We start from the raw sequence: 18709 nt of genomic DNA, 5'->3' as shown, positions 1-18709 counted from the left end.
CTGGCGCGACCGGCTCGGCCATCGCCTGCCACAGCGACAGCCGGATTTGCCCGCCGACGACGCGGTGCTGCTTGATCTCGATCGCGGTGCCGGCATTGGCGCCGCTGCTCCAGCTCAGCCGCCCGCCGCCGAACAGGCCCGGCGCAAAGCCGTCGAGCCCCGCCACCGCGAAGGTCGACACGCCGAACGTCGCCGCGACACTGCCGGTGCCGCGCCAGGCCGGACTGCCGAGATCGACGCGGCAGCGGCCATCGCCGAGGTCGGCGCCGCAGCCCGCGGTGTACAGCCGGCCGCTGTCCTGCGACAGCAGGTCGGCAAGCCCGCGCAATTCCGCCGTGAACGCCCGCCCCTCACGCCGCACCTCGCCGAGCCTGCCGCGCGCGGTCAGCAGCCGCAGCGACGGCTCGCTCCAGTCGACCAGCCAGCTCTCGACCGCCGCCGCATCGTAGCGCCCCGCCGCGAGATCCGCCTCGCTCAAAAGATCGTCGTCCAGCGCGCCGGAGATCTCCGCGCCGTCGACCGACAGATCGAACCGCTGCGCCGCCTCCGACGCCGCAAATCCGGTCCCGGCGCGGCAGGAAATCCCCTCGATGATCAGATCGCGATCATGATCCGTGAAGCCGAGCACGCCGCCATTGCGCCGCCGCACGATCCAGCACTGCGCCAGCGTGGTGACGCCGGAATCGAGTTTGGATTGGAGAGAGGAAGGGATGAGGCGCATGGAAAATGTCCTGCAGCGAGACGGCTGCTATCAGCGATCAGATGAAGTTACTTAGCGATCGGCACTGCCTGACAGGACTACCCAAGGCCTGTAAATCGCACGACCTCTTGGGCGTCTGCCCCATTCGTACAGCTGCTACATGCCGGGTGGATCGAACAATGCTTCGGACGAAATCGGGAATTCCTGACGACGAGCAAGCGCGTCCGTGACGCTACGGACCATGCCACATGTCACCCCCGATTTACTGCAAGAGCCGTGGGCCTAGTGTCATCGCGCGGTCGTGCGGGTCGCACGACGCCATCAAGAGGTTGTCCAAATGGTTGACGATTCAAAGAAGGTCTGGCCCACGGGCCTGACCATTGCGGAGTCCGAAGAGCTCCACAAGCACGTCATCGACGGCGCCCGCGTGTTCGTCGCGATCGCCATCGTCGCTCACTTCCTGGCGTATGTTTATTCGCCCTGGCTGCACTGAGGAGGATCGGACATGAATCAAGGTCGCATCTGGACCGTGGTGAACCCCACGGTCGGTCTCCCCCTGCTGCTCGGCAGCGTCGCCGCCATCGCGTTCGCCGTGCACTTCGCCGTCCTCGAGAGCACCACCTGGGTCTCCGCTTTCATGAACGGCAAGCCTGTCGCAACGTCGGCGCCCGCACCGGCCGCCGCACCTGCAAAGAAGTAATATCAGCCGACTGAGGAAGGGAGCTCGGCCGCGCGACGCGCAGCCTCCGGCGGCCAGCACGACCGCGCTCCCTTTCTCGAGCTTAGCTCGTTTCGCGCCGGAGAGAGCGTGCTCGACCGCGAGGCGAGCGGTCGGCGTGTCGCCGGTCAGGCCTCTCCGCGGACGATCTTCCATTGGTACATCCGAGATGAAGACTAGCTTCGGCCGCTGACCTCGAACCTGATCGGCGACATTTCCGCGGCCGTGCATCAGCAGCGGCGCGCGATCGCCCTTTTGCAAAGGTCCCTGGTTTGACGAATTTTGGCGGCCCGACAGCAGCCGACTTGGCGACTCGTCGTCAGGCGACGAGCGATCGCTTTCGCCTCGTGGCGAGCGCCGCCGTTGCCCCTGGCCTGGACGGACCGATCATGTCTGCAGGCGGCACCTGTGAGGATGCCGCCTGCGCCGTGAAGTAACTCGGGAGGTGCGCGAGATGGCAGGCTCGCTAAATCTTCGAGTCACTGCAGGCTGCCTGCAAGAATCTGGCTGAACATTCATGCAGGCAGATCGGGGAGAACAATGCGTGGCGCATCATCAGGCTCTTGTCAGGAATAGCGTTCGGCTGTCGAGCAGCAGGGGCGTTCCGGAGAACGGCTGATAGTCTCCGGGCTGGTCGAGCAAGAGCGGGTTCCCGGAGAACGACTTGTAGGGCACGCCGCTTAGCAGCAACGGCGTACCGGATAAGGAACGATACCCCTGCTCTTGCGCGATCAGCAGCGGCTCGCCCGAGAACGATTCGTACTTGCGCTTCTGCTCGATCAGCAGCGGCTGGCCGGAATTGCCTTTGAAGGCGCCGGATCTCGAGAGCACGGGAAGCCGCAGCAGCGAAGAGAACGGAGCCGCGGCGTCCCACTTGTCGGGCGGAGCTGCGGCGGTCTCGCGGATCGGATTGTACTTGCCGAGAATTTCGACGGCCTTGCCACCGGTGCCAAAATGGCTCGGCACGATCGCCACCGCGCCGCCGGCTCGGATCAGCTTGGCGAATTCAACGGCTTGGGCGCGCAGGATCCCGAGCTTGGCGATCGACTCGGTCAGATCGTCCAGCTTGGCGCCGGCGCCGATGGCGGCGTTGGGGAGAACCTTCGCGGTCTGGAAGCCGGCGGCGTTGAGTTCGGCCTCGAGCCCGGAAACCTGGCGAACGCTCTCGTAGCAGCGAGTGATAGGATGGGACATGGCAAACTCCAAATGTGCCGCCTCGCGAGGCCCCTCTCCGATAGGTTGATCGGCCGACTCCTGCGGTGACCGACATCGTCGATCCCGGTCACCGCAGCAGCAGTCAGCGAGCGTCTCAGACGGATGCGACCGACGCCTCGATCATGGCGGTCTTACCGTTCATGAACTTCGCCACCCAAGTCGTGTGCGTCAGCACAGCGAAGTGGACGAGGATGACGATGACGGCGACGCTGCCGAGCAGAAGCGGCAGGCCAACGGTCGGCTTGACCACAGTCCAGATGCGACCTTGATTCATGTCAGATACTCCTCAGTGCAGCCACGGCGAATAGACATACGCCAGGAAGTGAGCGACGATGGCGATCGCCACGAAAATGCGCGAGCCGTCGATCACGTGCTTGTGGAGCTCTTCCGACTCCGCGATGGTCAGACCCGTCGGCCAAACCTTGTTCGGATCGTCTACCATTTGATAAACTCCTAAGAGAGTTACGATCAGTTCCGTGCTGAACCTGCACGAAGGTTGTTTCGCTGCTACGCCGAACGATGGTTCGCGTGGTCAGCTATCGCTTCGCTCGCACTCGTTCTGATGAACCAGTCTTCGCTCGGCATTCGCTGTGCTCGTCACGCTCAAGAATTCGTGATCGAGGAGCGGCGCCACGCTACGCCCCCTGCGCGAAGCGTCAATTTGGGCTGACAGAACTGAGCCGTCCGTATCAATCTGGAAATCGAAAACCCGCGTCAGGTTTTCCTGACGATCCGTTTTGATCTGACCCAACTGAGCGGCGATTGCGAAAGTGTACCTTTCACGACGTTCGAGGCGTCAGGCTGCGACCGTCATGTCCCGCATCACGGTGAAGCTCCAAGGTTGGGGTGGCCACTATGGATCAGATTACGAACCGCCGGAGCTGCGGCTCCACTTTGCGGATCTTCATCGCGGACGATCACCCGGTAGTCCTGAGCGGCATCAAGGCGCTGCTCGCCGCCGAGCCGGGCTTTGACGTCGTCGGCGAGGCTGGCGACGGACCCACGGCGCTGCGCCGGGCCATCGAGTTGCAGCCGGATGTCGCAGTGTTCGATCTGTCGATGCCGGGACTGTTCGGCATGGAAGTGATCCAGAAATACTTCACGACGCGCCCCAAGGCGCGCGTGGTGGTGGTCTCCGTGCATGAGGACGGCTCCAATCTGCGGCGGCTGCTGAAGCTCGGCGTCGCCGGCTACATCCTGAAGCGATCGGCCGCCGACGAACTCGTTCGCGGTATCCAGGCGGTGGCGCGCGGCGGACTTTACCTCGACCCCGCCATCGCCGGTCAGGCGGTGGGACGCGCCGTGCCGCCGCCGCCGGTGCACGTGGAAACCGATCTGATTGCGCAGCTCAGCACGCGCGAGCTCGAAGTCCTTCGCCTCGCCTCGGTCGGTCACAGCAACAAGGTGATCTCGGCGCGGCTTCAGGTCGGACCGAAAAGCGTCGAAACCTACAAGGCGCGGGCGATGGACAAGCTGGGCTTTTCCAGCCGGGTCGAACTCATCCGGTTTGCGCTCGATATGGGATGGCTGGAGCGCGCAGATCTGTAGCGGCCGCGATCACCAACGACCGCAGCGCGCGCATGTGTCGATCCCCAAACTTCGAGATCATCGACGGATGGCAGGCTCCTGGTGGCGGTGACCGGCAACCTATCTTGCGGCGGCTTGATCTACCGCAAACCCCAACGCCAGCTGCGAGATCAGTTTCGTCGAACAATGTTGGAACGCTGCCGCGCTCGTTGACCGAGGCCGGTGAGTTCTGGCCGCAGTCGAGACCCGGGGCGTTAAGGACATGATTGATCGATCGGTCGCAAGGCAGGTTGACTTGGCCGGCTGCGACGACGAACCGATCCATATCCCGGGCGCGATCCAGCCCCACGGCGCGCTCCTTGCGTTCACGGCCGACATGAAGCTCGCAACCGCCAGCGTCAACCTGCCGAGATTGGCGGGTCTGGGGGCCGAGACACTGTTCGGCCGACCGGCCGACGCGTTGCTGGATAGCGGCAGCCACGCCCGGCTGACGGCTGCGCTCGGCGAGCCCGGCTTCTCCAACGGGACGCCGTTCAAGGCGCGTTTCCGAAACGGCAGCGGAGCGCCGTTCACAGCATCGTGGCACCGGCACGATCAGCTCGTGTTCGTCGAACTCGAACCGCCGCAACCGGACGTCGGCGAAACCCAGGCGTTCTTCCGGCGGACCAACGGCGCCATCCGGCGGCTGCAGGCGGCACGCAGCATGGAAGACGCCTGCGCGGCGGCGGCGCAGGAGGTCCGCGAGCTCACCAGCTTCGACCGCGTGATGATCTATCGGTTCTCGGCCGATTTCAGCGGCCAGGTCATCGCGGAAAATCGCTGCAACGAGGTCGAGCCCTATCTCGGCCTGAACTTCCCGGCGTCGGACATCCCGGCGCAGGCGCGCAGGCTCTACGCCATCAACTCGGTACGCATCATCCCCGACATCAACTATCGGCCGGTCCCGATCGATCCCTCCGTCAATCCGGCGAACGGCAAGGCGATCGATCTCTCCTTCGCCGTCTTGCGAAGCGTGTCGCCGATCCATCTCGAATACATGCGCAACATCGGCATGCACGGCACGATGTCGATCTCGATCCTTCGCGGCGACCGGCTGTGGGGATTGATCGCCTGTCACAATCGCGAGCCGCGTTACGTCGATCTCGATACGCGGCAATCCTGCGAGTTGGTGGCTCAGGTGCTGGCCTGGCAGATCGGTATCATCGAAGAGCAGATGATCTCGCGGCAGACGCTGAAGGGCCAGGCGATCCAGCGCAGCCTCATCAACGACATCGAGAAGCTGCACGATCATCGCGCCGGTCTCGCGCGCAACAGCGAGGCGCTGCTCGAACTGATGGGCGCCTCGGGACTGTGCCTGCACAGCCGCGAAGGCATGATCACGATCGGACGCACGCCGCCCGCCTCCGTCATCGACCAGCTGGCCCATCTGGCCGGGCAGTCCGGCGGGACCGAACTGTTTCAGACCGATCGCCTGGGCGAAAGCCTCTCCGAGGCGGAGGCGCTGACGGACGTCGCCAGCGGAGTTCTCGCCGTGCCGCTGTCGCGCACGCCGCCGCGCCGGGTCATGTTGTGGTTTCGGCCCGAGGTCGCCCAGACGGTGTATTGGGCCGGCAACCCGGACAAGTCCGTCAGCGCTGAAGGCGGGCGGTTGCGGCCGCGGAATTCCTTTGCGGCCTGGACGGAGCAAACCCGCGGCCGGGCGCTGCCCTGGCAGCCGCACGAGATCGCCGCCGCGGTCGAGATCCGCGATCTGATCATCGACGTGATCCTGCGCAACACCGAGAAGCTCGAACGCATCAACAGCCAGCTCGCGCGCAGCAACGAGGAGCTCGAATCGTTCGCCCACGTCGCCTCTCACGACATCAAGGAGCCGCTGCGCCACATCGAGGCATTTGCCGGAATGCTCGCCGAGAACGTCGCCTGCATGGGCGACAAGCGGCTCGGCACGATGGTGACTGGCATCGAGAAATCGTCGCGCCGGCTGCGCAATCTGATCAACGATCTGGCGGATTTCTCCCAGCTCGGCCGGCGCGCCAAGCCGCTCGCCTTGACGTCGTTGCAGGACGTCACCAGCGAGGTGCTCGCCGACCTGCAGCCCCGGATCGCGGAAGCCGCCGCGGACATTCGCGTGGATGCTTTGCCGCTCGCGCGCTGCGATCGCAGCCAGATCCGCCAGGTGCTGCAGAACCTGATCTCGAACGCGCTCAAATATCGTGCCGCCGGGCGCGCTTGCCGCATCCACATCTACGCCGAGGACGCCGAGGACGATCCACGCTTGGAGTCACGCAAGGGCACCACCGCGAAGATCAGCGTCGCCGACAACGGCATCGGCTTCGACAAGCGATATTCCGAGCAGGTGTTCGAGCCGTTCCAGCGCCTGCACGGCCCCGACGACTACGAGGGCAGCGGCATCGGTCTCGCGATCTGTCGCAAGATCGTCCAGCGGCACGGCGGGCGGGTCGGCGTCGAGACCGAGCTCGGCAAGGGCTCTACATTCTGGTTCACGCTGCCGCTTCCCACGCCGGCGGATGGGGACGCGGCATGAGATCGCAGCCGACTCAGCCTGCTGGTTCGAGCGCCGATCCGAGCGGCCGGATGGCGATCGACCTCACTGAATGCGACCGCGAACCGATCCACATTCCCGGCGCGATCCAGCCGCACGGCTATCTGTTCGCCCTCGCCGGCGGCGATCCTCGGTTGGTCTCGATGAGCGCCAATGTGGAAGCCTTGCTGGGCCGCCCGGTCGCCGATCTGGCGGATACGTCTCTGGTGCCGCACCTGTGCGGCGACAGCGCTGCCCGGCTCGACGCCGCGTTCGCCTCCGCCGATCCGGCAACGGTGAATCCGATCCGCATCGACGCCCGCACTGCCGCCGGCGAGCGTGCCTTCAACGGCATTCTGCACCGAAGCGGCGAGCTGACCATCCTCGAGCTCGAAACGCGCGACCCCGCTCAGCAAACCAGCGAGTTCTTCCGCAGCGTGCGCAGCGCGATCCGCCGTCTGCAGATTGCCGGCGACCTGGCCAATGCCTGCAACATCGCTGCCGGCGAAATTCGGCGCATCACCGGTTTCGATCGGGTCAAGGTCTATCGGTTCTCGCAGGACTGGAGCGGCCAGGTGATCGCGGAAAGCCGGGACGACAACGTCCCGTCCCTGCTCGACTTTCACTTCCCTTCCTCGGACATCCCCGCGCAATCGCGGGCGTTGTACACGACCAACAAGGTCCGCATCATTCCGGATATCGGCTACACGCCGACTCCGCTGGTGCCCGACTACAATCCGATCGTCGGCGGCCCGATCGACCTCAGCTTTGCGGTGCTGCGAAGCGTGTCGCCGACGCATTGCGAATACATGATCAACATGGGCATGCACGGCGCGATGTCGATCTCGATCGTGCGCGACGGGCGGCTCTGGGGCATGGTGTCCTGCCACAACGTCCGGCCGCGCTTTGTCTCCTACGAGATCAGGCAGGCCTGCGAACTGATCGTCCAGGTGCTGACTTGGCAGATCGGTGTGCTCGAGGAAGCCGAAATCGTGCGCCACAGCGTGCGGGTGCGCGCCATTCAGAACAGGCTGCTGCACGAACTCGGCGACGACCAGGGGCTGCCCGACGGGCTGCCCAAAGTCGGCGACGAGATGCTCGCGTTGATGAACGCCTCGGGCTTTGCGCTGTGCGGCTTCGACGGCGCAGTGACGTTCGGCCGGACGCCGCCCAGGGACGAGATCATGGCGCTGTCGACGTGGTTCTCGCGTCGCGAGCCACGCGCCATTTTCCAGACCGACCAGCTCTCGACGTCCTATCCGCCGGCGGTCGACTATTCGGATTGCGCGGCGGGCGTGCTCGCCGTGCCGCTCGGGCGGGCGTCCTCGATGCTGATGCTGTGGTTCAGGCCGGAAGTCGCCCAGACCGTGACCTGGGGCGGCAATCCGCACAAGCCGGTGCAGATCGGCCCGCGCGGACAACGGCTGCAGACCCGCGCCTCGTTCGATGCCTGGCGCGAAGAGGTACGCGGCAAGTCGCTGCCCTGGCGCAGCCACGAGATCGCCGCGGCGGAAGAGATCCGCGACCTGGTCGTCGACGTCATTCTCGGCCGCGCCGAAGCCCTGGAGAACGCCAACCGCGATCTGTCGCGCAGTAACGACGAACTCGAATCCTTCGCCTATGTGGCGGCTCACGACCTCAAGGAGCCGCTGCGCCACATCGAGGCCTTTGCGGGGCTTCTGAACGATCTGCTGCTGCCGGATGCGCGGGCCCGGCTGAGCACGATGGTGAACGGCATCGAGGCTTCGTCCCGGCGCCTGCGCGCGCTGATCAACGATCTGGCCGAGTATTCCCGCGTCGGCCGCCAGGCCCGGCCGCTGCAGCCGGCGAGCCTCAACGACATTCTGGCCGATGTCCTCTCCGACCTGAAGCCGACGATCGAGGACGCGCGCGCCGAGATCGTCGCGGGCGATCTGCCGGTCGTGCCCTGCGACCGCAGCCAGATCCGCCAGTTGATGCAGAACCTGATCAGCAATGCGCTGAAGTACCGAAGCTCCGACAGGATCCCGCAGATCCGGATCAGAGCCTCGCTCGAACCCGCCATGGCTCCGCCGGAAAACGACGCCGGCGTCGTCGAAGTCTCGATCGAGGACAACGGCATCGGTTTCGACGAGAAGTACAAGGAACAGATCTTCGAGCCGTTCCAGCGGCTTCACGGGCAGAACGAGTACGAGGGCACGGGAATCGGGCTGGCGATCTGCCGCAAGATCGTTCATCGCCACGCCGGAACGATCTCGGCGACGAGCAGCGCGGGGCGCGGCTCGGTATTCACCTTCACGCTGCCGCTGCAGCGTCCCGGCCATGCGGAGAATTAGATGCAGCGCGACACCACGAAACGCACCGTGCTGGTCGCCGAGGACCACGATTACGACAAGCTGATCCTCACCGAAGTGTTCGCCCGCGCGGCGATCTCGGCCGACCTTCGCTTCGTCGGCGACGGCGAACAACTGCTCGACTACGTCTACGGCCGAAACCTGTTCGCGGAGCGCGCATCGGCGCCGACTCCCTCGCTGATCCTGCTCGACCTCAACATGCCGCGCCTCGACGGACGGAAGGTGATCCGGATCCTGCGCGAGGACGACGCCAAGCGGCACCTGCCGATCATCGCGCTGTCGACCTCGGAGAGCGAAAAGCACATCAACGAAGCCTATTCGAGCGGCTTCAACGCCTATCTGGTGAAGCCCGCGAGCATTCCGGACTATATCGAAGCCATCCGCGCGCTATGGCGGTTCTGGATGGAAATCGCCTCGCTGCCCACGACCGAAACGGCCTCGCTGTGAGCAGCTGGGCCTCTCGCATCCTGCTGATCGACGATGCGGAGATCGAATTCTTGACGTTGCAGCGGATGCTGCAGAAGATTCCCGGCCAGCAGGCGACGCTCGACTGGGTCTCGCAATTCCATGACGCGATCACAGCCTTGGACCGCGAACAGCACGACCTCTATCTGGTCGATGTCCGGCTCGGTCATCACAACGGCCTCGATCTGATCCGTTACGCCCGCAGTCGCGGCAACATCAAGCCGATCATCGTCCTGACGGGCCACGGCAACCCGATGGTCGACGAAGCCGCGACCGACGCCGGCGCGAACGACTATCTGGTCAAGGGCGAGTTCGACGCGGTGCTGCTCGAGCGCGCGATCCGCTACGCCATCCGCGATGCGCAGGCGCTGGCCAAGCTCGATCAGCGGCTCGCCGAATGCCAGATGACCGCGCGCAAGATGGCGGTGCAGAGCGAACGGCGCGCCGCGGCGGAAGCCGACCTGCTGCAGGTGCTGCGCCAGACGATGACCGATCAGGAGGCGGAGCGCAAACGCATCGCCCGGGAGTTGCACGACAATCTGGGTCAGTTGGTGACGCTGGTGCAATTCGGGCTCGACGCGCTGGAGCGCAGCGAGGCGAGCGCGGCTGAGCGCAGCGACAGGATCTCGTCGCTCAAACGGACCGCCAACGATCTCAGCACCAGCCTGCATCGCATCGCATGGGAGGTTCGTCCCACGGCGCTCGATTCGCAGGGGCTGGAGGACGCGATTACTCAGCTCGTCACGAGCTGGGAGCCACATTGCGGGCTGGTGTTCGATCTCCACCTCGGCATCGGCGAACGGCGGCTGCCGCCGGACGTCGAGATCGCGCTCTACCGCATCGTGCAGGAGGGCATCACCAATGTGGTGCGCCATGCCGAAGCGACGCGGGTCGGCATCATCCTCGAACGCCGCCCCACCGACGTGATCTGCATCGTCGAAGACGACGGCTGCGGGCTGGTGGCTGCGGCATCCGATCAGCAGTCGCCCCGCCGGCTCGGCCTTGTCGGGATGCGGGAGCGGCTGACATCGCTCGGCGGCAGCGTCGAACTCGAATCCGATAGCGGCCGCGGCACCGCGCTGTTCGCCCGCGTCCCCCTCGCGGCAACGAAAGACGCCGAATAACTCCGGCACCGTGTCTTCAGGTCGATCGCCAGAGCTCGGCGTTGAAGGCCAGTTCGCCGTTCGCACGGCTTCATCGGTGCCAAGTGGACGAACCAGCAGCGTCCCGTGACCTCGTTTCGCCGGCCTCCTCGGCCAGGCGCAACCTCGTGAGCCCACTTCGGCGCCAACCGAACGGACGATTCCGTTCGTCAACGCCGAAAGAACAGCATCAACGTTTCGTCTCTTCGGCGGCAAGGAGAAGCACTTTCCCTTTCCCCAGCGGCGGGTTGCCGCACGCCTGGGCAATCGTACATATCGGTGCATCACCCCTTCAATTCCGGGCTTCCGATGACCGACCTTTCCGTCGACGCACGACTCCTTGCCTCCGATCGCAGCAGCGGTTCCGGGCAGCACTCCATCAACACCACGGTGGTCGCCATCGGCCTCGCAGCGCTCAGCGCCGGCGCGGTTGCGCTCGGACAGGTGTATGGCTGGCGCCAGGGCGCGCTGTTCGTGCTCGGCGGCGGTCTTGGCCTCGTGCTGTATCACGCGCTGTTCGGCTTCACGTCGGCGTGGCGCGTGTTCATCGCCGACGGCCGCGGCGCAGGTCTGCGGGCGCAGATGCTGATGCTCGCCGTCGCCGTCGTTCTGTTCTTCCCTGCGCTGGGCTCCGGCTCGGTGTTCGGCCAGGCGGTGCGTGGCGAGTACGGCGCGGTCGGCGTCTCGGTGCTGGTCGGCGCGTTCCTGTTCGGGATCGGCATGCAGCTTGGCGGCGGCTGCGCGTCGGGCACGCTGTACACCGCCGGCGGCGGCAACACCCGCATGCTCGTCACGTTGTCGGCCTTCATCCTCGGCTCGACCATCGGCGCGCTGCATCTGCCGTGGTGGTCGGCGCAGCCGAACATCGGCCCGGTCTCGCTCATCTCCAGCCTCGGCTGGGCGCCCGCTTTGGCGATCAGCCTGGTGGCGTTCGCGGCGATCGCGCTGCTCACCCGCGTGATCGAAAAGAACAGGCACGGCACGCTACTGAGCGGCGCCGAGCCGCAGCACCGCGGCTGGCGCCGGCTGCTGCAGGGTCCGTGGCCGCTATTGGCCGGCGCGGTCGCGCTCGCGCTCGGCAACTTCGCGACGCTGTATCTCGCCGGCCGCCCCTGGGGCGTCACCTCGGCGTTCGCGCTGTGGGGATCGAAGCTGGCCGAACTGGGTGGCGCCGACGTCGCCTCCTGGGGCTACTGGCAGGTGCCGGCGCGCGCCGCATCGCTGCATCAAAGTGTGTTCGCCGACATCACCTCGGTGATGGATTTCGGCATCATCCTCGGCGCCATGATCGCCGCCGGCCTCGCCGGAAAATTCGCGCCGAGCTGGCGCATCCCCGCCCGCTCACTGATCGCCGCAATCGTCGGCGGCCTGCTGCTCGGCTACGGCGCGCGGCTGGCCTACGGCTGCAACATCGGCGCCTACTTCAGCGGCATCGCCTCCGGCAGCCTGCACGGCTGGGTGTGGCTGGTCGCCGCCTTCGCCGGCAGCGTGATCGGCACGCGGCTGCGGCCGGCGTTTGGGTTGTCGGTGGAGAGGGGTGGTCAGGCGTGAGGGGGCTGGGGCGAGAGGGCAGACGATAGCTCTTGAACTATCAGCAGCTTCAGGCCACAGCTGAACAGCACGCCGTCGCACGTGCTTGCACGTACGAATTCTCCGGCGGGCTATCTGCGGAATCTCGGGATCCCGTCCCACGCCTCAAACGTGTGTCGCGTGCAGCCGGTCCATCTCTTTGTCGAACCGAGCCCAAAGCGAGACGCCCTCTTCGCCGAGCAATTCCGAATCGCGTTGAAAGCGGTTCTCCTCGTGCACGGCGTCAAGTGGATCACGCCACGGAAAAGTCGCCGCCGCTTCGAGCCTGGCCAGGGTCGCTTCCAAGCGCGCCCGGATTGTCGCGCGCTGTGATTGCGACAAGGAGTTGCGCGCGGCGTCATCTTGCGCGAACAAGTCTGCTTGGGTGAGTCTCATGGCCCGCAGACTATGCCCCCGCCGATACGGCGGCAACGGTATCGCAGCAGTCCGGAGGGGATAAGTGGCAAGCGTTTGGCGCAGGGATCGCCTGCCCGACATCGTCCGATCGATGGCCTCCCGGCCGCGACACGAGGCCTTGCGCGGTCTGGTCACGGAACTGCTGCGGGAAGGCTTCGGCGCCGCCTTCAGCGAGTTGGAGCACGAGCGCTACCTCGTCGACAACAGTGGACGCATCGACGTGGCGTGGGGCGCCACCGTCATCGAGCTGAAGAGCGATCTTCGCCGCGAAGAGCGCGATGTGGTCGCGCGCATGCCCGACTATCTGGCCGACGCGGGCCGCGACCGCGCGCCCGGCCGGACCACCGTCGGTCTCGCCACCGACGGGGCGACGCTGCTCGCCTATACGCTGGATCGCGGCACGCTCGAATCGATCGGACGCTACGAAGTCGATGTCGATCATCCCGAGCGGCTGCTGAGCTGGCTCGAGCCGCTGCTGTCGCCCGTTCCCGAGGTGATGCCGTCACCGATCGCGGTCGCGCTCGCTTTCGGCCGCTACAGCCTCGCCTTCGGCCGCGCCCATGCGGAACTGCAGCGGCTGTGGTCGGAGGTCGGCGACCATCCCGAGGTGCGGCTGAAGCGAAATCTGTGGGACGGTCTGCTGCGCCAGGTCTACGGCGACGATGTCGGCAGCGACGCGCTGTTCCTTCAGCACACCTATCTGACCATCCTCGTCAAGGCGATCGCGGCGCGCGTGCTCGATCTGCAGATCGGCGATCCGGCGGAGATGCTGTCCGGGCGCCTACTGGCGAACGAAGGCATCGTCGGCGCCGTCGAGGCGGACTTCTTCGACTGGCCGCTGCTCGCAGCGGGCGGGGAGCAACTGGTGCGCGCGCTGGCCGCGGAGACAATTCGCTTTCGCCTGCGCGACGTCGAGGTCGACGTGCTCAAGAGTCTCTACGAGAGCCTGATCGATCCCGACGAGCGTCATGATCTTGGTGAGTACTACACGCCCGATTGGCTGGCGGCGCGCGTCGTCGCGGCGGCGATCGAGCAGCCGCTGCAGCAACGCGTGCTCGATCCGTCCTGCGGCTCGGGGACCTTTCTGTTTCATGCGCTGCGCCGACTGATCGCCGCCGGTCGGGAGGCGGGGATGCCGCCGGCCGAGATCGTCGCGACCTGCGCCGATCGGGTATTCGGCATCGACGTACATCCCGTCGCGGTCGCGCTCGCACGCGTCACCTGGCTGCTGGCGCTCGGCGAATTGGTGCAGGATCGGCCCGCCACGCTCAGCGTGCCGGTCTACATGGGCGACTCGATGCAGTGGAATTTGCGTCCGCTGGGCGCCTCGTCCGAAGTTTTGGTCGACGTGCCGCCGAACGATCCGCCGCTGCGCATCCCGGCCGGGCTGGCGAGCGATCTCGGCCTGTTCGAGCATGCGCTCGAAGAACTCAACCGTGGGCTGGATACGCTCGCCGAACCGGAAGCGGTTCGCGACGCCATCGCCCGCGCCGGTGCGACGGCTCAGGATGCGGAGATGCTCGGCCGCACCTTCGCGCAGTTGAAGCAGCTCTTTCTCGACGGCCGCAACCACATCTGGACCTTCGTGCTGCGCAATTTGCTGCGGCCGGTCTGGCTGTCCCATCCCGACCATCGCGCCGACGTGCTGATCGGCAACCCGCCCTGGATCGTCTATCGCCATTTGAGCGCCGAGATGAAGGACCGCCTGCGCGAGGCGCTGCACAGCTACGGCCTCTGGGTCGGCGGCCCTCTCGCCACGCACCAGGACATGTTCGCGCTGTTCTGGGCGCGCGGAGCCGAGCGTTATTTGCGCGAGGGCGGCACGCTGGCGCTCGTCCTGCCTTATGCTGCGCTCAATGCACCGGTCTTCGCCGCCATGCGCGACGGCAGCCTGCAGCGCGTCAAGGTGGCGATCACCGGCGCTTGGGGGCTGGAGCGGGTCTGGCCGATCTTCGGCGCGCAATCCGGCAGCAGCACGACCAGCACCTGCGTGCTGTTCGGCGCGCGGGACAGCGATGACGTGTTGCCGAGTGAGTTCGATCGCTGGGTCGGCGTGCTGAGGCGGCGCGATGCGAGCGAGGCCGAGGCGGCCGAAGCCCTCGAACATATCAGCGCGCCTTGGCCGAGACCACGAACGTTGATCGCCGCATCGCCGTATCGAAGGCGCTTCCGGCAAGGGGCGACGCTGACGCCGCGTCGGTTTTTTCTGGTCGAAACGGCCCCCACAGGGCGCTTGGGGAGTCGCCGCGATGCACCGCGCGTGCGCGGCCGTGTCGGCAATCTCGACAAGAAGCCGTGGACGGACGTGACGCCACCCGAGGGGCCGGTCGAGCGCCAGTTCCTGCGGCGGATCGCGCTCGGTGAATCGGTCGCGCCGTATCGCGTTCTCGACCTCGCGACCGGCGTGGTGCCGATGGAGAACGGCGCGGTGCTGACGGCCTCCAGCGCGGACGGGCGCGGACATCGTAACCTTGCGGCCTGGCTGCGCGACGCCGAGGCGAAGTGGAACGAACACAGCAACAAGGATGCAGAAGGTGCGCCGCGCGTGACGCTGGCGCAGTCTCTCAACCACCTGCAGAAGCTGACGGCGCAAGCTACTAAGTCGCCAGTTCGTATCTTTTACTCCGCCTCAGGAACGCGTCTAAGCGCGTGCTGGTGCGCCGATGATGATGTCATCGTCGATAAGAAGGCCTATTGGTCTGCGGCGCATTCCCTTGAAGAGGCCGGGTATGTCGCTGCAATCCTCAATACAAGCGTAGTCCTGGATCGCGTTAAGGATCTTCAACCAATCGGCCAGCGCGATCCGCGCGATTTCGACAATCTGGTCTGGACGCTGCCGATCCCCGAATACGATCCAGCCGAGGTTTTGCATGCCGACCTCGCAGCAGCGGCGCTGCACGCCGCAGAGGTCGCCGCGCGCGTCGAACTGCCCGACGCCGCGCACTTCACCGCCAAGCGCCGCCTGATCCGCCAGGCATTGACCGAGGACGGCGTGGCCGAAACGATCGAACGCCTCGTCGACGCGCTGCTGCCGCTTTGAACTAACTCGTTAACGAACTTCGCTTCTGGCCCTGGCCCTGAGCGGACAATACTCTCTGCTCGCCCTCTCGCCCGGACGCAGCGACGCGAGCTCGCCGCCGTCGCGGCTCCGCCCTACCCCCTGATCTCCACCACCGGAATCTTCGGAATCGCCCCCGCGGCGAATGCCGATAGATCGACTTCGAGATAATCGGTGTCGAATCGCACCGGGACGTCGAACTGATAGCCGGCAGTGATGGCGGCGCCGGGTGGCGGGAGGTGGCCGGGCGCGAAGGTGACGAGGCCGGTGGTCGGATCGAGGCTGAAGCCGCTCGTCACTTCGCGGCCACCGACGGCGATGCGGACCGAGCCGGCGACTGGCTTGGTGATGGCGCGTGTATAAGGCGCGAAGCCGGCGCCGTAGGTTTTGACCAGTTGATAGCTCGCAGTGACGCCGTCGCCGCTGCCGAGGCCCTGATCGAGCGGCGAGACAGGCTGGCCGGGCGCGGCGGAGGTGTGATCGAGCCGGTCGCGCCAGCGGAAGCCATAGAGCTGGCCGCGGCGCTCCTCGAAGAACGCCACCACTGCCTGCAGCGCCTCCAGCGTCTTGATGCCGTAGCCGGCGTCGTAGCGCCGCCGCGAATCCGCCCAGCGCGCGTTGCGCTGTTCGCGGCCGGAGCCGAACGTCACGATCTCGGTCCGCCGCTCCGGCCCGCCAGCGCTCTTCAGCGCGACGTCGAGCGGAAACAGCACCTCGTGGAATGGGGTCATGATGACGGCACCACGCGCGGCTCTCGAGCCGAGAGCGCTATCAAGAATCGATTGGTAAGCAGCATCTCCCCTCGTCATTGCGAGGAGCGAAGCGACGAAGCAATCCAGCCTCGTGCACGGAACTGGATTGCTTCGCTTCGCTCGCAATGACGGGGAAAGTCCGTCGGTGTTGCGCGAACTCAGCGCAGCTTCTACAGCCCCCGTTGACCGCGCTGCACTGCGCGGGCGATCTGGCCGGTGACGTAGCTCTCGGAGCGGCGGAAGCTGTCGGCGTCGGGGGTGGCGATCTGGATGTTGACGACACTGCTGCCGCCGGCGCCGGCGACGCCGAGGCGGCCGTCCGGACCGCGCTGCAGCGGCAGGATCGCCTCGGGGCCGGCCTCGCCGGCGAGGCCGACGCCGCCGCCCATCATCGGAAAGTAAGTCGGCGTGCCGATCACGCCGCCGGCGGCGAACGGCTTGATCGCGCCGTCGGCGTTCTTCGATGTCGTGCCGCCGAACAGCCCCGAGAACAGGCTGTCGAAGCCGCTGGCGAGGCCGTTGGTCAGCGGCTTCAGCGCCGCCTTCAGAGCCAGGTCCGAGACCTTCAGCGCGAGCGACTTCAGCACGTCCTCGAATTGCTTGCCGCCGGTGATCGACTGCGAGAACGCCGAGGTCATGGCGCGGGCAAAGCCCTTGGCTTCGCTGCTGAGCGCCTGGGTCTTGGTGGTGAGCTGATCGGCCTTCTGCGACGTGTCGTCGACGCAGCTGCAGTCGCACTCCTCGCAACTCCCCGTCATCGCGCCTGCTCCTTGTGATCCGGATAGCGCCGCATCAGCGCGTCGAGGCCGCCGCGGTCGAGCGGCGCGGCGATGCCGCCGCGGGCGCCGATCAGCGCGGCGGCGAGTTCGCGCGGCGTCATCCGCCAAAATGCATCGGGTGGCAGCCGCAGCGTGCCGAGGCCGAACTGCATCGCCTCACGCCAAGGAAACGGAGTCATGCCGCCGCCTCGCCGAACGTCGCGGCGATCAGCTCGGCGGCGATCGTCGCATAGCCGGCCGCGCCGCCTGCCACGGTCATCGCAGCGACCTCGTCATCGCTCACCGTCTCGCCGGCGCCGCGCAGGCCGGCGGCGATGATGCGCACGAGGTCGCGCGCCGACAGATGCCCGCTGCCGAAGCGCTGCGCCAGCGCCACCAGGTCGGAGGCGGCGAAGGCGGCTTCGAGTTCGGCCAGCGCGCCGAGCGTCAGCACCAGCGTGCGGCGCCGGCCGCCGAGTTCGGCGTCGATCTCGCCGCGATGTGTGTTGGCCATTGTGCCCTCCCTACAGCGCCGCGAAGCCGAGCGCGCCGGCGCTTTCCAGCGTGATGTCGAACGTGACTTCGCCATTGTGCTCGCCGGCGAATTCCAGGCTGGCGATCTGGAACGGCCCGCTGATCGCGCCGAAATCCGGCACGATAACCTGGCAGTCGCTGATCAGCCCGCTGAAGAACGCTTGCCGCACCACCGCGTCGGACGCCGCGTCCTTGAACAGGCCGCGGCCGGAGATCGACGCGCGGCGCACGCCGGCGCCGGCCAGGAGTTCGCGCCAGCGATCGGCGGATTCGGCGTGGGTGATGTCGACCAATTCGGCGTTGAACGCGATCTTGCGGCTGCGCAGCCCGGCGACGGTGACGTAGCCGGCGCCGTCGTTGATCTTGACCAGCAGGTCCTTGCCTTTCTGTGCGCCCATGCGCGGCTCCTTGTTAGTTCGGTTCGGTGACGGCGCGAAACCGCACCAGCGCGTGATAGGTGCGGCCGTCGGCGGCGCGGCGGATGTCGGCGAGCGCGAAACGCAGATTGACGAGGCGATGGCCGGAGGGCTTCAGCGGCGCGTCATCGAGCGCCTGCAGCAGCGCGCCGGTGATGACGTGCGCCTCCTTGTGGCCGCCCTGCCGCGACCAGGCATGCAGCGTGAGTTGATGCTCCTGCAGCGGCGCGTCGTCCGCCGAGACGTCGCTGATCCGCGCCTCGCCGAGCGTGACGTACGGAAACGCCGCGCCCGGCGGCGGCTCGTCATAGACCCGCGCGCCGCCGAGCGCGGCCTGCAGGCCGGGATCGGCGATCAGCGCCTGATAAATCGCAGCGCGCAGCGCCGCGGGTGCAGTGAGCATGGGACTAACTCCGAAGTTGGTACCACCCTCCCCTGGAGGGGGAGGGTCGGCATGTAGCGCGCGCAGCGGGATGGGCGGCGGGGTGGGGTGAGCCGCGGGCTCGGCGGATGAACTCTTCGCCACCCCACCCCGCTCGCTGCGCGAGCGACCCTCCCCCTCC

20 protein-coding genes are annotated in these 18709 nt (G+C 66.5%); 9 read left to right on the top strand and 11 right to left on the bottom strand.

Annotation, left to right across the window (positions count from 1 at the left end; all coding sequences use genetic code 11):
• Positions 1 to 721: phage/gene transfer agent baseplate hub protein (locus tag IP86_RS20245; protein WP_054164234.1), on the bottom strand; the 721-nt coding region annotated here is incomplete at its 3' end.
• A gap of 316 nt (positions 722 to 1037) precedes the next feature.
• Here IP86_RS20245 and pufB (IP86_RS20240) point away from each other — a divergent pair.
• Positions 1038 to 1193, top strand: coding sequence for a light-harvesting antenna LH1, beta subunit (pufB, locus tag IP86_RS20240; protein WP_054164233.1), 156 nt, complete (start codon positions 1038 to 1040; stop codon positions 1191 to 1193).
• A gap of 12 nt (positions 1194 to 1205) precedes the next feature.
• Positions 1206 to 1400 carry a light-harvesting protein gene (locus IP86_RS20235; RefSeq protein ID WP_054164232.1) on the top strand — a complete coding sequence of 65 codons (195 nt, stop codon included), beginning with the start codon at positions 1206 to 1208 and terminating at the stop codon, positions 1398 to 1400.
• A 573-nt stretch (positions 1401 to 1973) separates the two neighbouring features.
• Here IP86_RS20235 and IP86_RS20230 read toward each other — a convergent pair.
• The 3 genes from IP86_RS20230 to pufB (IP86_RS20220) all read right to left on the bottom strand — a co-directional run bounded on the left by IP86_RS20230 (position 1974) and on the right by pufB (IP86_RS20220) (position 3075).
• Positions 1974 to 2612, bottom strand: coding sequence for a hypothetical protein (locus tag IP86_RS20230; protein ID WP_054164235.1), 639 nt, complete (start codon positions 2610 to 2612; stop codon positions 1974 to 1976).
• 115 nt (positions 2613 to 2727) lie between these two features.
• Entirely contained in the window at positions 2728 to 2907 is a 180-nt protein-coding gene (locus tag IP86_RS20225; protein ID WP_054164231.1) for a light-harvesting protein, read from the bottom strand.
• Positions 2908 to 2919: 12 nt separating this feature from the next.
• Positions 2920 to 3075: a light-harvesting antenna LH1, beta subunit gene (pufB, locus tag IP86_RS20220; RefSeq protein ID WP_011158560.1), complete on the bottom strand. Its 156-nt coding sequence runs from the start codon at positions 3073 to 3075 to the stop codon at positions 2920 to 2922.
• 413 nt (positions 3076 to 3488) lie between these two features.
• Between pufB (IP86_RS20220) and IP86_RS20210 the strand changes: the two genes are divergently transcribed.
• The 6 genes from IP86_RS20210 to IP86_RS20185 all read left to right on the top strand — a co-directional run bounded on the left by IP86_RS20210 (position 3489) and on the right by IP86_RS20185 (position 12193).
• Positions 3489 to 4181, top strand: a complete 693-nt coding sequence (locus IP86_RS20210; RefSeq protein ID WP_054164229.1) for a response regulator — start codon at positions 3489 to 3491, stop codon at positions 4179 to 4181.
• Positions 4182 to 4422: 241 nt separating this feature from the next.
• Positions 4423 to 6705 carry an ATP-binding protein gene (locus tag IP86_RS20205; RefSeq protein ID WP_054164228.1) on the top strand — a complete coding sequence of 761 codons (2283 nt, stop codon included), beginning with the start codon at positions 4423 to 4425 and terminating at the stop codon, positions 6703 to 6705.
• Entirely contained in the window at positions 6702 to 9017 is a 2316-nt protein-coding gene (locus IP86_RS20200; RefSeq protein ID WP_054164227.1) for an ATP-binding protein, read from the top strand. Before IP86_RS20205 ends, IP86_RS20200 begins: the two co-directional genes overlap by 4 nt.
• Entirely contained in the window at positions 9018 to 9482 is a 465-nt protein-coding gene (locus tag IP86_RS20195) for a response regulator (RefSeq protein ID WP_054164226.1), read from the top strand.
• Positions 9479 to 10624 carry an ATP-binding response regulator gene (locus tag IP86_RS20190; RefSeq protein ID WP_054164225.1) on the top strand — a complete coding sequence of 382 codons (1146 nt, stop codon included), beginning with the start codon at positions 9479 to 9481 and terminating at the stop codon, positions 10622 to 10624. Before IP86_RS20195 ends, IP86_RS20190 begins: the two co-directional genes overlap by 4 nt.
• A gap of 327 nt (positions 10625 to 10951) precedes the next feature.
• Positions 10952 to 12193, top strand: coding sequence for a YeeE/YedE family protein (locus tag IP86_RS20185; protein ID WP_054164224.1), 1242 nt, complete (start codon positions 10952 to 10954; stop codon positions 12191 to 12193).
• 144 nt (positions 12194 to 12337) lie between these two features.
• Here the strand turns inward: IP86_RS20185 and IP86_RS20180 are convergent, their stop codons facing one another.
• Positions 12338 to 12607: a hypothetical protein gene (locus IP86_RS20180; protein ID WP_054164223.1), complete on the bottom strand. Its 270-nt coding sequence runs from the start codon at positions 12605 to 12607 to the stop codon at positions 12338 to 12340.
• A 64-nt stretch (positions 12608 to 12671) separates the two neighbouring features.
• On the opposite strand from IP86_RS20180, the gene IP86_RS20175 reads away from it, so the two are divergent.
• Positions 12672 to 15668, top strand: coding sequence for an N-6 DNA methylase (locus tag IP86_RS20175; RefSeq protein WP_156332573.1), 2997 nt, complete (start codon positions 12672 to 12674; stop codon positions 15666 to 15668).
• A 113-nt stretch (positions 15669 to 15781) separates the two neighbouring features.
• Here the strand turns inward: IP86_RS20175 and IP86_RS20170 are convergent, their stop codons facing one another.
• From IP86_RS20170 to IP86_RS20145, 6 genes are all read right to left on the bottom strand, one after another.
• Complete coding sequence (locus IP86_RS20170; protein WP_054164221.1) at positions 15782 to 16417, bottom strand: DUF2460 domain-containing protein; 636 nt, start codon at positions 16415 to 16417, stop codon at positions 15782 to 15784.
• Between the two features lie 191 nt (positions 16418 to 16608).
• Positions 16609 to 17196, bottom strand: a complete 588-nt coding sequence (locus IP86_RS20165) for a phage tail tape measure protein (RefSeq protein WP_054164220.1) — start codon at positions 17194 to 17196, stop codon at positions 16609 to 16611.
• Positions 17193 to 17396: a rcc01693 family protein gene (locus tag IP86_RS20160; protein WP_054164219.1), complete on the bottom strand. Its 204-nt coding sequence runs from the start codon at positions 17394 to 17396 to the stop codon at positions 17193 to 17195. The genes IP86_RS20165 and IP86_RS20160 overlap by 4 nt, the downstream gene beginning before the upstream one ends.
• Entirely contained in the window at positions 17393 to 17710 is a 318-nt protein-coding gene (locus IP86_RS20155) for a gene transfer agent family protein (protein ID WP_054164218.1), read from the bottom strand. The genes IP86_RS20160 and IP86_RS20155 overlap by 4 nt, the downstream gene beginning before the upstream one ends.
• 10 nt (positions 17711 to 17720) lie before the next feature.
• Positions 17721 to 18128: a phage major tail protein, TP901-1 family gene (locus IP86_RS20150; RefSeq protein WP_054164217.1), complete on the bottom strand. Its 408-nt coding sequence runs from the start codon at positions 18126 to 18128 to the stop codon at positions 17721 to 17723.
• A gap of 13 nt (positions 18129 to 18141) precedes the next feature.
• Positions 18142 to 18549: a DUF3168 domain-containing protein gene (locus tag IP86_RS20145; protein WP_054164216.1), complete on the bottom strand. Its 408-nt coding sequence runs from the start codon at positions 18547 to 18549 to the stop codon at positions 18142 to 18144.
• Between the last annotated feature and the right edge of the window lie 160 nt (positions 18550 to 18709).

The organism is Rhodopseudomonas sp. AAP120, assembly GCF_001295845.1.
Taxonomy (GTDB): domain Bacteria; phylum Pseudomonadota; class Alphaproteobacteria; order Rhizobiales; family Xanthobacteraceae; genus Rhodopseudomonas.
This window is presented reverse-complemented; position numbering and strand designations above follow the sequence as displayed.

Excerpts from the sequence above, each read along its gene's own strand:
- pufB (WP_054164233.1), top strand. The coding sequence starts at position 1,038 with ATGGTTGACGATTCAAAGAAGGTCTGGCCCACGGGCCTGACCATTGCG.
- IP86_RS20235 (WP_054164232.1), top strand. The coding sequence starts at position 1,206 with ATGAATCAAGGTCGCATCTGGACCGTGGTGAACCCCACGGTCGGTCTC.
- IP86_RS20230 (WP_054164235.1), bottom strand. The coding sequence starts at position 2,612 with ATGTCCCATCCTATCACTCGCTGCTACGAGAGCGTTCGCCAGGTTTCC.
- IP86_RS20225 (WP_054164231.1), bottom strand. The coding sequence starts at position 2,907 with ATGAATCAAGGTCGCATCTGGACTGTGGTCAAGCCGACCGTTGGCCTG.
- pufB (WP_011158560.1), bottom strand. The coding sequence starts at position 3,075 with ATGGTAGACGATCCGAACAAGGTTTGGCCGACGGGTCTGACCATCGCG.
- IP86_RS20210 (WP_054164229.1), top strand. The coding sequence starts at position 3,489 with ATGGATCAGATTACGAACCGCCGGAGCTGCGGCTCCACTTTGCGGATC.
- IP86_RS20205 (WP_054164228.1), top strand. The coding sequence starts at position 4,423 with ATGATTGATCGATCGGTCGCAAGGCAGGTTGACTTGGCCGGCTGCGAC.
- IP86_RS20200 (WP_054164227.1), top strand. The coding sequence starts at position 6,702 with ATGAGATCGCAGCCGACTCAGCCTGCTGGTTCGAGCGCCGATCCGAGC.
- IP86_RS20195 (WP_054164226.1), top strand. The coding sequence starts at position 9,018 with ATGCAGCGCGACACCACGAAACGCACCGTGCTGGTCGCCGAGGACCAC.
- IP86_RS20185 (WP_054164224.1), top strand. The coding sequence starts at position 10,952 with ATGACCGACCTTTCCGTCGACGCACGACTCCTTGCCTCCGATCGCAGC.
- IP86_RS20180 (WP_054164223.1), bottom strand. The coding sequence starts at position 12,607 with ATGAGACTCACCCAAGCAGACTTGTTCGCGCAAGATGACGCCGCGCGC.
- IP86_RS20170 (WP_054164221.1), bottom strand. The coding sequence starts at position 16,417 with ATGACCCCATTCCACGAGGTGCTGTTTCCGCTCGACGTCGCGCTGAAG.
- IP86_RS20165 (WP_054164220.1), bottom strand. The coding sequence starts at position 17,196 with ATGACGGGGAGTTGCGAGGAGTGCGACTGCAGCTGCGTCGACGACACG.
- IP86_RS20160 (WP_054164219.1), bottom strand. The coding sequence starts at position 17,396 with ATGACTCCGTTTCCTTGGCGTGAGGCGATGCAGTTCGGCCTCGGCACG.
- IP86_RS20155 (WP_054164218.1), bottom strand. The coding sequence starts at position 17,710 with ATGGCCAACACACATCGCGGCGAGATCGACGCCGAACTCGGCGGCCGG.
- IP86_RS20150 (WP_054164217.1), bottom strand. The coding sequence starts at position 18,128 with ATGGGCGCACAGAAAGGCAAGGACCTGCTGGTCAAGATCAACGACGGC.
- IP86_RS20145 (WP_054164216.1), bottom strand. The coding sequence starts at position 18,549 with ATGCTCACTGCACCCGCGGCGCTGCGCGCTGCGATTTATCAGGCGCTG.